This is a genomic window from Pantanalinema sp., from assembly GCA_036704125.1.
Classification (GTDB): Bacteria; Cyanobacteriota; Sericytochromatia; order S15B-MN24; family UBA4093; genus JAGIBK01.
Genome location: DATNQI010000089.1, coordinates 1 through 14,940 on the forward strand (window position 1 = coordinate 1; position 14,940 = coordinate 14,940).

At 67.5% G+C, this 14,940-nt stretch carries 11 protein-coding genes; 5 read left to right on the top strand and 6 right to left on the bottom strand.

The window, feature by feature from the left end; translation table 11 throughout:
- Window positions 1–499 precede the first annotated feature (499 nt).
- Window positions 500–991 (bottom strand): hypothetical protein, encoded by a 492-nt coding sequence (locus V6D00_14040; protein HEY9900290.1) that lies wholly within the window; start codon window positions 989–991, stop codon window positions 500–502.
- 251 nt (window positions 992–1,242) lie between these two features.
- On the opposite strand from V6D00_14040, the gene V6D00_14045 reads away from it, so the two are divergent.
- The gene (locus V6D00_14045; protein ID HEY9900291.1) at window positions 1,243–3,021 is read left to right on the top strand and encodes a M3 family oligoendopeptidase; all 1,779 of its coding nucleotides are present in this window, start codon (window positions 1,243–1,245) and stop codon (window positions 3,019–3,021) included.
- A 38-nt stretch (window positions 3,022–3,059) separates the two neighbouring features.
- Here V6D00_14045 and V6D00_14050 read toward each other — a convergent pair whose 3' ends face one another.
- The 4 genes from V6D00_14050 to dusB form a co-directional block, all read right to left on the bottom strand.
- The gene (locus V6D00_14050) at window positions 3,060–4,220 is read right to left on the bottom strand and encodes a glycosyltransferase family 2 protein (GenBank protein ID HEY9900292.1); all 1,161 of its coding nucleotides are present in this window, start codon (window positions 4,218–4,220) and stop codon (window positions 3,060–3,062) included.
- A gap of 150 nt (window positions 4,221–4,370) precedes the next feature.
- Complete coding sequence (glgP, locus tag V6D00_14055) at window positions 4,371–6,920, bottom strand: alpha-glucan family phosphorylase (protein ID HEY9900293.1); 2,550 nt, start codon at window positions 6,918–6,920, stop codon at window positions 4,371–4,373.
- Window positions 6,921–7,057: 137 nt separating this feature from the next.
- Window positions 7,058–8,059: a hypothetical protein gene (locus V6D00_14060; GenBank protein ID HEY9900294.1), complete on the bottom strand. Its 1,002-nt coding sequence runs from the start codon at window positions 8,057–8,059 to the stop codon at window positions 7,058–7,060.
- A gap of 118 nt (window positions 8,060–8,177) precedes the next feature.
- On the bottom strand, window positions 8,178–9,185 hold the full coding sequence (gene dusB / locus V6D00_14065; protein HEY9900295.1) for a tRNA dihydrouridine synthase DusB: 1,008 nt from the start codon (window positions 9,183–9,185) through the stop codon (window positions 8,178–8,180).
- A gap of 88 nt (window positions 9,186–9,273) precedes the next feature.
- On the opposite strand from dusB, the gene V6D00_14070 reads away from it, so the two are divergent.
- The 4 genes from V6D00_14070 to V6D00_14085 all read left to right on the top strand — a co-directional run bounded on the left by V6D00_14070 (window position 9,274) and on the right by V6D00_14085 (window position 14,126).
- Window positions 9,274–9,867, top strand: a complete 594-nt coding sequence (locus V6D00_14070) for a cob(I)yrinic acid a,c-diamide adenosyltransferase (GenBank protein HEY9900296.1) — start codon at window positions 9,274–9,276, stop codon at window positions 9,865–9,867.
- Window positions 9,868–9,982: 115 nt separating this feature from the next.
- Window positions 9,983–11,734, top strand: coding sequence for an SNF2-related protein (locus V6D00_14075; protein HEY9900297.1), 1,752 nt, complete (start codon window positions 9,983–9,985; stop codon window positions 11,732–11,734).
- An 82-nt stretch (window positions 11,735–11,816) separates the two neighbouring features.
- On the top strand, window positions 11,817–12,260 hold the full coding sequence (locus V6D00_14080; protein ID HEY9900298.1) for a hypothetical protein: 444 nt from the start codon (window positions 11,817–11,819) through the stop codon (window positions 12,258–12,260).
- A 108-nt stretch (window positions 12,261–12,368) separates the two neighbouring features.
- The gene (locus V6D00_14085) at window positions 12,369–14,126 is read left to right on the top strand and encodes a hypothetical protein (GenBank protein ID HEY9900299.1); all 1,758 of its coding nucleotides are present in this window, start codon (window positions 12,369–12,371) and stop codon (window positions 14,124–14,126) included.
- Window positions 14,127–14,143: 17 nt separating this feature from the next.
- On the opposite strand, the gene V6D00_14090 is transcribed toward V6D00_14085, so the two are convergent.
- The gene (locus tag V6D00_14090; GenBank protein ID HEY9900300.1) at window positions 14,144–14,884 is read right to left on the bottom strand and encodes a lysophospholipid acyltransferase family protein; all 741 of its coding nucleotides are present in this window, start codon (window positions 14,882–14,884) and stop codon (window positions 14,144–14,146) included.
- Window positions 14,885–14,940 lie beyond the last annotated feature (56 nt).

Genomic DNA, 14,940 nt, shown 5'->3' on the forward strand with positions numbered 1-14,940 from the left:
GCTGGCGCCAAGGTATCCACCGTACGCCCTTTGTAGCTTGACCTACATTGGCTCGTTTAACATTAATTACCTTGGATTATCTCAAAAGATACTTTCGTATCTATTTGGGATATCTTCTCCTATGCAGTTGTCAAAGTGCAGACCGGATTCGTATCCGGTTCGAAATCCTCAAAAAGAAGACTTCGAACCAAACACCGAGCAATCTCGGCCGTTCTCGTTTTTCAAGAGTACCCACTCTAGCTCAGGACCTCCCGCCTTGTCAACCCCCGGGCTTGTGATCGTTACACGATCGAGCGGGAATCAAACTTCCGAAAGGCTTTCACCGGGCGGGTCAGAGGCGGCTTGCGTCGCTCTCGATGGGATGCATATTAGCTCCGGCGGGATTCGGAAGTCAAGCGCTTTTTTAAATCCAGATTTAGATCCGGTTTGAGGCGCCTTATCTCAAGGTAAAAGGGGAGGCCCGCGCAGCGCGGGCCTCCCCTTTTACCGCAAGTCTTAGTTAGTAGTACTGGGAGTAGCCGTTGGTGCTGACCCCGCCACTGCTGATGGTCTTGATCTCGCAGCGCGCCTTGGAGCTGGCGAACCAGCCGGTCTTCTCGAAGGTCAGGGTCTGCTTTTGACCGCTCATCACCGAGACCGTCTTGGTCTGGATGTCCTCGGCGTCGGTACCCGAGCCGAAGTAGCAGGTCACTTCGCCGCTGAGGGTCCCAGCGACCGGGTTGATGACATCCACCGTCGCGAGAATCGTGCGCTTCATCAGGCCCGACTCCTTGATGACCGGGGTGCCGAGGATGAGGTTGCCCTGGACGGTCGTCCCACCCCCTCCCGAGGGGTTGCCGGGATTGGGCGTCGGCTGGGGAGTGGGAGTCGCGGTCGGGGCGGGGGTCGGCTCGGTGCTCTTGGCTGGTTCGGGCTCGACCATGTTATCCGGCAGACGCTTGCCGCAGCCCGTCGCCAGGGCGAGCGTCAACACTCCCACCGTCAGCAGCATCGAAACGACTGGCTTGCGTCCCTTCATCACTCTTCCCTCTCAACGGCTCGCCGAAGCGACTGTACTGAAGGTGTTATGGCGCGGAAGCAAAACATGCTTGCGCCTCGAGCGTTAAGCCCCCATTAAAGTAACGGTAAGTTATAGCGAGTTGCACGGGCCGGCCGCGATCGCTCCCCTTCTCTACCTGACGTTGACCCTTACTTGGAAGGGGCGTATCATCGTGCATCGCCCGTTGACCACAGGAGGCCGCCATGACCCTCGCCGCCGAACCCACTCTCCGCTGGGATCTAAGTGATCTATATGACGGCCCCCAGGATCCGCGGATCGAGCAGGATCTCGCCCAGCTGCGCAGCGACGCGGCCGACTTCAGGCGGCGCTTCCATGGAAGGGTGATCGATCTTTCGCCCCTCGCGCTGCGCGACGCCCTGGTCGAGATCGAGGGCATCTCGTCGCGCTTGCATCGCCTCGCCGGCTACTCCACCCTGCTCTTCTCGGCCAACACCGAAGAGGAGCAGCACAAGGCCCTGAGCGATCGCATACGAACCGAGGGCACCGCGATCGCCAACCAGATCCAGTTCTTCGACGTCGAGATCAAGGCCATGCCTGAGGACCGCTTCGCCCCCTTGCCCGATGCGCCCGAGCTCGCCTCTTACCGCCACCACCTGCGCACCCTGCGTCGCTTCGCCCCCCACACCCTCTCGGAGGCCGAGGAGCGGATCGCCTCGGTCAAGGACCTCACGGGCCGCGCCGCATGGGGCCAGCTCTACACCGAGATCAGCGCGGGCATGCGCATCCCCGTGACGGTCCGGGGCGAGACGCGCGACTACGCCGTCGCCGAGATGCGGAGCCTGCGCGCCGATCCGGACCGCACCGTGCGCGAGGAGGCGACCCGCGCCCTCTTCAAGGCCCACGCCGAGCGCGGCCACGTCCTGAGCTACCTCTTCAACACCGTCTACCAGGACCACGCGCAGGAGGTGGTGCTGCGCAAGTACCCCACCGCGATCGCCCCCACCCTCCTGGCCGACGACCTGGGCGAGGGCGTGATCGAGGCCCTGCTCAGCGCCACCGAGGCCAACTACGACATCGTCCAGCGCTACTACCGCCTCAAGGCGAAGGCCCTGGGCATCAAGGACTTCGCCTTCTTCGACACGCTCGCGCCCTACGCCGAGACCGTGCGCACCATCCCCTTCGAGCAGGCGCGCGCCACCGTCCTCGACACCTTCGGCCGCTTCAACCCCGAGTTCGCGCGCATCGCCATGCGCTTCTTCGACGGCCGCTGGATCGACGTGCCCCCGGCTCCCGGCAAGCGCGGCGGCGCCTTCTGCGCGGGGATGACCCCCGGCCTCCACCCCTACATCCTCCTGAACTACAACGGCCGCCTCGAGGACGTGACCACCCTCGCTCACGAGCTGGGCCACGGGATCCACAACGTGCTCGCCAGCGAGCAGAGCCTGTTCAACTACGGGGCGGTCACCCCCATGGCCGAAACGGCCTCGACCTTCGCCGAGATCGTGGTGCTCGATCGCCTCCTTGCCGACGAGCGGGATCCCGCCGTCCGCCTGCAACTGCTGGCCAAGCGCCTCGAGGACGCCGTCCACACGATCTTCCGCCAGGTCATGTACACCCGCTGGGAGCTCAGGACCCACGCCCGGCGCACCGAGGGCCCTCTTGCCGCCGAGGAGTTCTGCTCCATCTGGAGCCAGGAGAATACCCGCCTCTACGGCGCGGATGTCCGCATGGACGCCCACGACCACTGGAGCTGGGCCACGGTGCCCCACCTGGCCCTGTACCGGTTCTACTGCTACTCCTACGCCTTCGGGCAGCTCCTGGTCTACGCCCTCTACCACCAGTACAAGGAGGAAGGGGCGACCTTCGTCCCCAAGCTCCTGGACGTGCTGCGCGCCGGCGGATCCGCCGAGCCCTCCGTCATCCTGCGCCGGGTGGGGGTGGACATCACCGACCCCGGCTTCTGGCAGAAGGGGCTTTCGATCCTGCGCGGCATGCTCGCGGAGTACGAAGCGGCCCTCTAGCCCGAGAAGCGCCTCGCTGGATCAGCGAGGCGCTCTTGCTAGGGCGTCCCCAGCCGCCGGGCCTTCTCCCAGGTCACGGGCTGGCGCCCGCGCAGGTAGCGCCAGGCGCCGGCGAGCGCGGCCACGTTGAGGAAGGTGAAGTAGAAGGGGATGTAGCAGCCCTTCCACCGGATGCCGCGGAGCTGGAGGGCGTACCCCGCGATCGCCAGGGCGTAGAAGACGAGCTGGAGCGCGAACAGCCAGCGAAGCGCGCCGTGCCACGCCAGGACCGCGTTGGCGACGAGGGCCAGCGGCAGGGCGAACGGGACCACCATCCAGCGCAGCACCCGGTGCGAGACGTACTGGAAGGCGACCAGGCCATAGCGCGGGGTGACAAGGGGCCAAAGGCGCACCACCGATTGCCAGCCACCCGCCACGATCCGCACCTTGCGCTTGAACTCGTCGTTGAAGGTCGCGGACGCATCCTCGCTCGCGGTGGCGGCCGGCTCGTAGGCCACGCGCCGGCCCTTCATCACCAGGCGCATGGACAGCACGAAGTCCTCGATGATGGCGTCCGGGGGCAAGGGATCGAAGCAGGCCCTGCGCAGCGCGAAGACCTCGCCCGTGGCGCCGAGGGCCGTCGAGACGCCCGAGTCGAGGCGCTTGAGCCACGACTCGTAGCGCCAGTAGAGGCCCTCGCCGAGGCTGACCGTGCCCGGTCCCTGGTGGATGTGCTTTTCGCCGGCGACCAGCGCCACGCGCGGGTCCCCGAAGTGGCGCACCAGCAGGCGCAGGCAATCGGCCTCGAAGAAGCAGTTGGCGTCCGAGCCCACCACGATCTCGCCCATGGCCTGGGGGATGGCCGCGTTGAGGGCGTTGACCTTGCCCGAGCGCTCCTTGCGATGGATCAGGCGCACCCGCGGGTCCTCCTGGGCGAGGACCACCTCCTCGGTCCCGTCGGTGCACCCGTCGGTGACGATCAGGACCTCCAGGCGCTCGGCGGGATAATCGAGGGCGAGCGCATTTCGGATGCGCTCGGCGATGACGGGGGCCTCGTTGTAGGCCGCGATCACCACCGAGACCGTCGGCAAGTCGGTCGAGAGGCGCGCGGGGTAGCGCACCAGGCGGGCGATCAGCCAGATGACCAGCCCGTAGCCCAAGTAGGCGTAGAGCGTGACGGCAAGCGCCACCCACAGGACCCAGGCCCAGGCGTTCACCACGGACGCCCTCCTTCCCTCGTTCAGGAGTAGCGCCCCGATTGTAGCGAGCCCCCACGGGCCCCAGGCAGGGCAAGACCGCCAACATTCTTGGCGATCGAAAAAGCGAGGGGGGGCGCGATCGCGCCCCCCCCCTCGCTCGAGACCGAAAGCCTACGCCCAGCGGACGAGGCCCACCTCGTTGTCGTTCATCAGCGCCGGGTGAGCGGGCCGGATGCGGACGCCGTAGCTGTAGCTGCCGCCGGTATGAGGGTGCAGGCGCCCCTCGTAGGCGTACACGCCCTCGGCCACGCGGGCCGCGCGCGTCATGGGCATCACCTCGAAGCTCTTGACGACGCCGTCCACCTCGCGGCCCTGGCAGATCTCGACCACGAAGTGGGCGGGATCCAGGCCGCCGAAGCGGACGCGGGCCTCGAGGCCCACCTCTTCGCCGACCGTCAGCCGCTGCTCGCGCGGGCCGCTCGCCTCCAGGTGGATCTGGTGCCAGTTGAGGCGGACCATCCCCTTCCAGTGCGAGAGGTGGCGCGCCAGGGCGAACGAGTCCTCGGCGAGCTTCTCGCCGTGCTCCATGGCCGGCACGTACAGCTCTCGGCTGTAGTCCTGCACCATGCGGCGGGTGCTGTAGGCCGGGGCCAGGGTACGGATCGCCTCCTTGGAGTGGCGGATCCAGCCCGACGCGATGCCCTTGGCGTTGCGGTCGTAGTAGAGCGGGACGAGCTGGTCCTCGAGGGTCTGGTACATGGAGACGCTGTCGGCGTCGTCCTGCTCGTCGAGGTCCTTGTACTCGCGCTCCTCGCCGATGCTCCAGCCGTTCTGGCCGTTGTAGCCCTCGCACCACCAGCCGTCCAGGACGCTGAAGTTGAGGACGCCGTTGAGGGCGGCCTTCTGGCCGCTGGTGCCCGAGGCCTCCAGGGGGCGGCGCGGGTTGTTGAGCCACACGTCCACGCCGTGGACCAAAAAGCGCGCGAGGTTCATGTCGTAATCCTCGACGATCACGATCTTGCCCTCGAGCCCCTCTTGCTGGGCGTACTCGTAGATGGCCTGGATGAACTTCTTGCCGGGCTCGTCGGCCGGGTGGGCCTTGCCCGCGAAGATGACCTGGACCGGCCGATCCGCCTTGTGGAGGATGGCCTTGAGGCGGTCCAGGTCGCGGAACAGCAAGGTCGCGCGCTTGTAGGTGGCGAAGCGGCGCGCGAAGCCGATGGTCAGCGCATCGGGGTCGAGCATGGTGTCGACCTCGCGGATGCGCGCGGGGCTCTCGCCGTGGCGCAGGCGCATGGCCCGCAGGCGCGCGCGAACCTCCTCGATCATCTTGACCTTGAGCGCGCGGCGCGCCGCCCAGTACTCGCCGTCGGGGATCTTGGTGACGTCGTCCCAGCTCTCGAGGGCGTCCACCTGGTCACGCCACGAGGGGGCGTAGGCGTCGAGCAGCTGGGCCATCTCGGGGGCGAGCCAGGTCTCGGTGTGGATGCCGTTGGTGATGTGGGAGATGGGCACCTCGCTGACGGGCACGCCCTGCCAGAGGTCCTTCCAGATGTCGCGCGACACCTCGCCGTGCAGCTTGGAGACGCCGTTGGCCCGGCGCGACATGCGCAGCGCGAGCACCGTCATGCTGAACAGGGCGGGGCCGCCCATGGTGTCCTGGCGGGCGATCGCGAGGAACTCCTCGCGGGTGAGGCGCAGCTCCTGGTAGTAGTGGCGGAAGTACTTCTCCATCATCTCGAAGGCGAAGGCGTCGTTGCCCGCGGGCACCGGGGTGTGGGTCGTGAAGACCGCGTTGGCCGCCACGGCCTCGACGGCCTCGTAGAAGGTCAGGGCCTCGGCCTTGATCAGCTCGCGGACGCGCTCGAGGCCCGAGAAGGCCGCGTGGCCCTCGTTCATGTGCCACATGGCGGGCTGGATGCCCAGGGCGCGCAGGGCGCGGACGCCGCCGATGCCGAGGATGATCTCCTGGGCGATGCGCATGTCGTGGTCGCCACCGTAGAGCTGCGCCGAGAAGCGGCGGTCCTCGGGGGAGTTGCGGTCGATGTCCGTGTCGAGCAGGTAGAGGGAGATGCGGCCGACCTTGACCTCCCAGACCTTGGCGAAGACGCGGCGGCCGGGCAGCTCGACCCCGATGATCACCTCGTCGCCGTCCAGGTCCCGGGCGGGCTGGATGGGCAGCTCGTTGAAGTTGAGCTTGTCGTAGATCGCCTCCTGGCGGCCCTCGACGTTGAGGCGCTGGCGGAAGTAGCCCTGGTTGTAGAGCAGGCCGACGCCGACGAAGGGCAGGCCCAGGTCGCTCGCGGACTTGCAGTGGTCGCCGGCGAGGATCCCGAGGCCGCCCGAGTAGATGGGCAGCGACTCGTGGAGGCCGAACTCGGCCGAGAAGTAGGCGACCACGTCGCCCTTGTGGTCGGGGAAGGTGCGCCCGAACCAGGTGGCCTCGTCCTGCACGTAGGCGTCGAAGGCGGCGATCACCGCGTCGTAGCGCGCAAGGAAGTCCGAGTCGACGCAGAGCGCGTCGAGGCGCGCCTGGCTGATTTCGCAAAGCAGCTTGACGGGGTTGTGGTAGACCTTCTGCCACAACCCCGCGCTCAGCGCCTTGAAGAGCTCCTGCGCCGCGGGGTTCCAGCTCCACCAAATGTTGTGGGCCAGCTCATCAAGGCGTCGAATGCGCTCGGGCAACGACGGAAAGACCGACACTCTGCCTAGAAGATTCAAGTATCTTTCTCCTTCAGGTGGGACGTCCAGAATTGCAAAAGGCGCGGCATGACTTTCGTCACCGCGCCATTGCTCAGAGCGTATCATACCACATCCCCGCCGGGCCGCCCACCAAGGCGCCCGAGGCCCTCACCCGCTCAGAGACGGGGACGGAACCGGGGCAAGTCGACCGTGATACCCGTGACGTCGGGCACGTAGGCGATGGTGTTGCCGCGATCCGCAACGACGTAGCCGGCGGCCAGCTGCTCGCGGTAGACGGGCATGTAGAACTTCATCGGGTCCTGGGGGGTCGTGTCGATCATCTGGAGCTTCGCGTCGAGGATCAGGTGGTTGTTGATGAGGACCGTCCCGCCCCACATGAGCAGGTAGTTCTTGGCCGAGGGCTCGGCGATCTCGGGGTAGGGGCGGCGCACCTTGTCGTCGAACACCATGATCACCCGGCCATTCTCGACCCGCGCGCCGGAGACGAAGCCGTTGATGGCCGGCGGGGGCAGCAGCTTGTCGGGGTAGATGACGACGTTGTTGCCGTCGATCTTGACGCCGGCGGCCTTGGAGTTGATCAGCCTGGCCATCTCGAGGCCCATCACGTCCATGATGCCCTTGACCGGGATGCCCGCGCTCTTGACGCTCTCGGGCTTGAGCACGAGCTGCCCCGCCCCGTTGGGGGAGAGCGAGCCCTCCATCGAGAAGGGCAGCGGGATGCCCTTGTGCATGGTACCGGACATGGTGACCTTGCCGTCCTTGTTCGCGATCTTGAGGTCGCTCAAGGGGCTGCCCTCGTAGTTGAAGACGTACTTGTTGAAGATCGACGTCATGGCGGCGTCGTCGATCACGAGGTTTCCCGTGTGGATGTTGACGACGAAATCTTCCTTGTTGGCGGGGATGAGGGGCTGGTTGGGACGCTTGACCTGGAGGTCCGCGACCAGGTCGGGCATGCCGACCACGATGTCCTCGTCGACCCGGTACACCACGTTGCGGGTGTAGAACTGCGTGATGGCGCCGCGCGGCGTGCCGTCGTCATCGCCAAGACCGGGGAGCTGCTTGTTGCTGCCGGTCGCTCCCGGCACCTGACCACAGCCCGCCAAGAGCAGGGCAAGCAGGGTCAGCGCCCCGATTCCTTTCCTTGCTCTCTTCAGCATGCGGCATCCTCCTGGCACGTTCAATCAGCTGTTAATTCACTATCCGCTGCCGCCGGCGCCAACTGACGCAGGTGAAGCTAAATTAACTTTAAAGTCTTGCTAAAGAATACGATGAACCTCAGGACGCCGCGACCGGTCCTGACAGGCGATCGATGAAGTCCCGCACCACCTCGACCAGCTCGGCATGCGTCCTGGTGGCGTTGATGGCCGCGCGCAGCTCCGCCGAGCCGATCATGCCGCGCGTGTACCAGGTGATGTGCTTGCGGCTCTCCGAGACGCCCTGGCGCTCGCCCTTCTCGGCGATCAGGATGTCGGCGTGGGCGAGGGCCACCTCCAGGCGCTCGACGGGCCCCGGCTCCGGGAGGACCTCGCCGGTGCGGGCGTAGTGGGCGATCCGCGGGATGATCCACGGGTTGCCCTGGGCTCCGCGCCCGACCATGACTCCGGCGACCCCGAAATCTCGCATGCGCTCGAGGGCCTGCACCGGGTCCGCCACGTCCCCGTTGCCGATGACCGGGATCGACACCGCCCGGGCCACCTCGGCGATCTTGTCCCAGTCCGCCTGGCCCGAATACATCTGCGATCGCGTCCGGCCGTGCACCGTGATCGCGGCCACACCGGCCTGCTCGGCGAGCTTGGCGACCTCCAGGTAATTCTGGTGATCGTCGGAGTAGCCGAGGCGCATCTTGATGGTGACGGGGGTGTCGGGCACGGCCTTGACCATGGCCTTGAGGATCCGCTCCAGCAGGGCGGTCTCCTTGAGCAGGGCGGAGCCGTCGCAGCCGCTGGTGATCTTGGGGACCGGACAGCCGAGATTGATGTCCACGACGGCGGCGCCGAGCTCGACAAGGCGCTGGCTCGCCGCGGCCATCACGTCCGGCTCGTGGCCGAAGAGCTGGAGGCCGAGCGGCTTGAGGTCCTCGGGAACCCTGAGGTCGGGGGCGTCCTTGCGGCGGTGCATGTTCATCAGGCCCACGGCGCTGAACATCTCGTGGAACGCCAGGCTGTCGCGGTCGTAGCGCCGCATCAGGCGAATGTAGGGGAAGTCGCAGACCCCGCACATGGGGGCCAGGATCACGGGGCTTGCGAGCTCGAGCTTGCCGATCTTCAGGACATGGTCACGCATGGCGCCCATTCTAACACGCCCGTTTGGCAAGCCGGGCGCCTCGTTGGTACCATTGGAGCCGGCCGCACGCATCCAGAAAGAGGAGCAGATGAAGATCTACACCAAGACCGGCGACAAGGGGCAGACCTCGCTGCTCTTCGGCAAGCGCGTCCCCAAGGACGACCTGAGGGTCGAGGCCTACGGCACCGTGGACGAGGCCAACTCGGCCATCGGGCTGGCCGTCAGCTTCTTGCCCGACGAGGCCGCGCTCACCGAGGTGCGCGGCTACCTGAACGAGATCCAGCAGGTGCTCTTCAACGTCGGCGCCGAGCTCGCGACCCCCGCCGGCCGGCGCCCGGGCTGGGAGGCCACCGAGGCCCACGTCCTGAGCCTCGAAGAGGCCATCGATGCCCTCGAGGCCCGCATGCCCTTGCTCACGAGCTTCCTCTTGCCCGGCGGCAGCCCCTCGGGGGCCGCCCTCCACGTGGCCCGGACCGTGGCGCGCCGCGCCGAGCGCCATGCCGTCACCCTCGCCGCCCAGGACGAGCTGAACCCGGTGGTGATCGGCTACCTCAACCGCCTCTCCGACTTCCTGTTCGTCTGCGCCCGCTACGTCAACCAGGTGATGGGCCAGGCCGAGCCCGCGGGCCCGGTGCCCCAGGGCCTCAAGGCCAACGCCGCCAAGGCCGCGAACCAGGACTAGAGCGCGTCGAACAAAACCGTTCCTAAGAGCCGCTGTAACCCCAGTCACCGCCCGGTGGCTGGGGTTCGCGCTATGCTGGGCTTTCAGCCTCTTGCATCTGCGAGGAAGGACCCCAATGAGACGCGTCTACACCGACGCCCGCGGCCAGCTCGAACGCTTGAGCCGCTCCGATTTCGACTCGGCAAGCTGGCAGACCGTCTGCGTCAAGGCCCACCTCCTCAGCCTGGGGGGGGCCATCGACGCGCTGCAGAGCCTCGACCAGCTCAAGGCGGGCCGGATCCAGGTCCTTCCCCACCAGATCGACGCGGTCATGACCGCCGTCAACCGCATGCACTGCCGCGCCATCCTCGCCGACGAGGTGGGCCTCGGCAAGACCATCGAGGCGGGGCTCATCCTCAAGGAGTACCTGGTCCGCAACCTGGTCAAGAACGTGCTGATCCTGACGCCGGCGCCGCTGACGACCCAGTGGCGCGGCGAGATGGAGTCCAAGTTCGGCGAGGCCTTCGTGGTCGCCGACAAGGACGACGACGAGACCTTCAAGGGATGGGGGGCGCACGAGCGCCTGATCGTCTCGCTCGACACCGCCAAGCACCCCGGCAACGCCAAGGAGATCGCGGGGCGCAAGTGGGACATGCTGGTGGTGGACGAGGCCCACCGCCTCAAGAACGCCCAGACGGCGGCCTACCAGTTCGTCAAGACCCTCGACGCCCGCTTCAAGCTCTTCCTGACCGCCACTCCCATCCAGAACTCGCTGTTCGAGCTGTACAACCTGGTCGAGCTCTTGAGCGAGGGCATGTTCGGCAGCCTCGAGAGCTTCCGCGCCCGCTTCATCGAGGACGCCAAGGGCCGGGTGCTCAAGAATCCGCAGGCCCTCTCGGAGCTGCTCGCCCGGGTCATGATCCGGCACCGCCGCAGCGAGGTGGGGATCAAGTTCGTCGATCGCAAGGTCGAGACCGTCCGCCTCCAGGGGAGCCCCGACGAGATGCGGCTCCACGACGCGGTGGTCGAGTACGTGGCCCGGGGGCTCGGCACCAAGGAGGCCAAGGGCCAGAAGACCCTCGCCTTCATCCGCCTGTCGCGCATGCTCTCGAGCAGCCCGCAAGCGCTCGCCAAGAGCGCCGAGACCATGGCGACCCACACCACCGTCGAGGACGCCGCGGAGCTTGGGCGCATCGCGGCTCTGGCCCGCACCATCCCAGGCTCCTCCAAGCTCGACGCGCTGCGCTCGGTGCTCACCAAGGTCCAGGACAAGGCCATCGTCTTCACCGGCTTCTACGAGACCCAGGACTTCCTCGCCGAGCGCCTGAGGGCCGACGGGCTCAAGGTGGTGACCTTCAACGGGCGCATGAGCCAGAAGGAGAAGGACCGGATCATCACCGAGTTCAAGATGAGCGCCGACGTGCTGCTCTGCACCGACGCCGGCAGCGAAGGCGTAAACCTACAGTTCTGCCACGTGCTCGTCAACTACGACCTGCCCTGGAACCCCATGCGCGTCGAGCAGCGCATCGGCCGCGTCCACCGGATCGGCCAGACGCGCGACGTCCTGATCATCAACCTCTCGATCCAGGGCACCATCGAGGACTACGTCCTTCAGATCCTCGAGCAGAAGATCGAGCTCTTCACCCAGGCCGTCGGCGACACGGACCTGATCCTCTCCAACCTCAAGGGCTCGGACAGCTTCGAGAAGACCATCATCGCCCTGATCGCCCAGGCCAAGGAGCGCGGAGCGCTCGAGGCGGGCTTCGAGACCCTCGGCCGCAACCTCGAGATGGCCAAGGCCGCCGCCGACCAGATCCGCGAGTTCGACTCCCAGACCCTCGCCCTCCTGGACCTCTCGGCGATCAAGGCCGAGGCGGGCGCCTCCTAGCGCGCTGTCGAAAAACCGCTTGCAAGTTCACAAAACTTCATTAAACTAAACTAAGCAAGCATTCGTTTTTCGGAGGTGCCCCATGCGCATGATCGCCCTCCCCCTCGTCATCGCCCTTTCCCTCTCGTTCACCGCCTGCAAGCAGACCCAGGCCAAGAAAGAAGCGGGCGATCCCACCAAGACCGCCGCCGCGTCGCAGAGCCTGCCCTCGACCAGCACCGGCGATCCCGCCAAGGACCAGGAGCGCGAGCGCTTCAAGGCCAAGAAGCAGATCGTCATCAACTCGCTCAACGACGTGCTCGAGGAGATGCAGAACCGGGGAATCGAGATCCGCAAGACCCCCAAGAAACCCGCCTGGCGCCTCATCGTCCCGGCCTACGCCGCGATCAAGGATCCGGCCAAGCGCGAGGCGGAGGCCGACAAGCTCGCCAGCGACTTCAAGGCCCGGATCGAGGGGATCATGCAGAAGCAGGTCCAGGTGGAGGTCTACGGGGACGACAAGGAGACCTCACGCCTCAACCCCTGATCCTCGGCACGAGCAGCATCCGTCACAGACTCCCGGACGCAGGGCCCCTAAGATCGTCCCAGCCGTGCTCGAACAACGGCCGGTGCGCCCGCGTCACGGGAGTTGACGATGCAGGAACCCTCGATCCGCAGCTTTACCCTCGACTACTACCGCAGCCTCGGCGCCGAGCTCACCCCGCTCGACCCCGAAGCCCGCACGTGGGAAGTCCGCCTCCCCGAGCGGCGCAGCGTCGAAGGCTACACCCCCCTGAGCATCTCGTTCGACCCCTTGAACGCCGAGGCCGCCCAGAGCGGCGAGCTCAGCGCCATGGGGCGGACGACCCCCCAGTGGCGCGCCATCCTCGAGGCCTGCACCCAGGCCCGGACGGTCGCCTACCGGCACGTGGTCGCCGAGCCCGTCGCGCACATCGCCCAGGTCTTCCAGGCCAAGCTGCCCTCGTACGGCGTGCAGGGCGCGAAGCTGGTGGCCGTCACCCCGCGCACGGCCGTGGGCTTCTCGCACCGGGTGACCTTCGAGGCGCCGGCCATGGCCGCCCGCCACGAGGAGCTTCACCACGACCTGCTGGATGCGATCACGGGCGAGCGCCTCGACGCGCTCTCGGATGCCTTCTACAGCCTGCACTCCATCCCCATCGAGCCGCCGCAGGATCCGCGCCTGCTGCCGATCGACACCCTCCACGCCCAGGCCATCTCCCGCGTGGACGTGCGCACCGAGGCGCGCGGCCTGGCCCTCGAGACCGACCTCGCCCCGCGCCTCCACGAGGCCCAGGAGCGCCTGCGGCGCCACTTCGATGCCCAGATCGCCCAGATCCTCCGCGAGGAGGAGACCGCCCTGGACGCCAAGCTGGAGCACCTGGCCTACAAGACCCGCGAGACCCGGCTGCCGGGCGCCATCTCCAAGCTCCAGGCCGAGGCGGCCAAGGTGGCCGTCGAGATCGAGCAGGTGCGCGTGCGGCGCGAAATCGAGAGCGATCGCATCAAGGAGGCCGAGCGCGCCCGGCTCGAGGCCGAGGGTGCTCGCCACGAGGTCACCATCGAGACGGCGCTGGTCAGCGTGGCCTACGTGACCTTCGACGTGGTGCACTACGCCCTGGAGCTCGCGCACGGCGAATCGACCGGCACCCTGGAGGTCCGCTACGTCCCGGTGACGGGCGAGCTGCTGATGCCCCACTGCCCCGCCTGCGGGCTGCCCATGACCCACGCGACCCCCGGCCTCGCGCCTGACGGCCAGGTGATCTGCGAGCGCTGCACCTGGCGGCTCGACTACCCCAGCGCTCAGCGGCCCGAGCCCGAGCCCTGCTCGCGCTGCGGGGTGCCGGTGCCGCACGACGCGGTGCAGCGCTGCCACATCAGCCAGGTCTCGTACTGCGTGGTGTGCGCCATGGCCTGCGACGCGTGCGGCAAGACCACCGCGCGCGAGAAGCTCCGCCCCAACCCCACGGGGCGCGGCATGATCTGCCCCGACCATGCGATCGCCTGCACCAGCTGCCACGAGCAGGTCTTCCCCCGGGAGACCTTCACCTGCTCGGCGTGCAAGGAGCGCCACTGCCACTCCCACGCCACGCCGTGCGCGGCGTGCGGCATGCCCAGCTGCATCCGGTGCGCCCGCGCCCACCAGGGCCAGTGCACGGTCTGCGCCAAGCTCGCGCGGGTCGGCGCCCGCCACCACCTGGTGACGGTGGCGCAGGGGATGTTCCCCTCGCTCAAGCGCTGGGGGCTGAGCTGGAGTCTCGCCGAGGCCGGCGACCTCGCCCTGCTCGAGTGGCGGACCCCCACGGGGCGCCGCGGGCGCCTGGTGCTCTCCGTCCAGGACTACTACCTGGTCTCCCACCGCGAGAAGGGACCCTTCGAGCGCCACTGGCGCTAGGCCGCAGAAGATTCGCCTCACTCCGTCACCAGGGCCGTGACGGCCTCGCGGCTCATGGCGACGATCCGCTCGATGGCGTCGGACGCATGGGCGAAGCGCGGCAGTTCGAGGGGCGGACCGAACCGGACCCGGGCGCTCTCGTAGAACACCGCTGCGACGCTGGGGCTCGCCACGTGGGAGGATCCCCGGTCGAGGGCCCGCACCAGGGCCGCCGGCACCTGGACGCGTCGCTCGCGCTGCGAGCCCACGACGGCGACCGGCACGATCGGCACCTCGAGGTCCCTCACCTCCCACCAGAGCCGGGCGAAGGCCGAGTGGAAGGCCCCGACCGTGCGCGGCGGGGTGTCCCGGGTGAAGTTGTCCATGCCTTCGGGGAAGATGCCCAGGACCTCGCCGTCGGCGAGCGCCCTGGCCCCCTGTGCGATCAGCGAGTGGCTGCGATGCGCCTCGGACGGCAGGAAAATCACCCCTGCCGCGCGCAAGAGACGCGAAAAGGCGACGTGCCCGAGCCACGAGTCGGCCACGAAGTGAACGTGGCGCTCCAGGCTCAGGGCGATGAGCCATGGATCCAGCAGGCTGCGATGGTTGGACACGAGGAGCGCCGGCCCCGCCTCGGGGACGTGCTCGCTCCCGGTCGCGTCGATCCAGACCATCGCCCGCCGAAGCAAAGGGACGACGGCGTGGCGCACCGCCTCGTAGGCGACTTCCTGGCCGTACTCGGCAGGGGCCAGCCAGTGCCCTTCGCGCTTCCTGTCCATGAGGCCCACTCCCTACCGCGTGCATCCTATTCGCGTCGTCTCGTCGCCACAAGGGC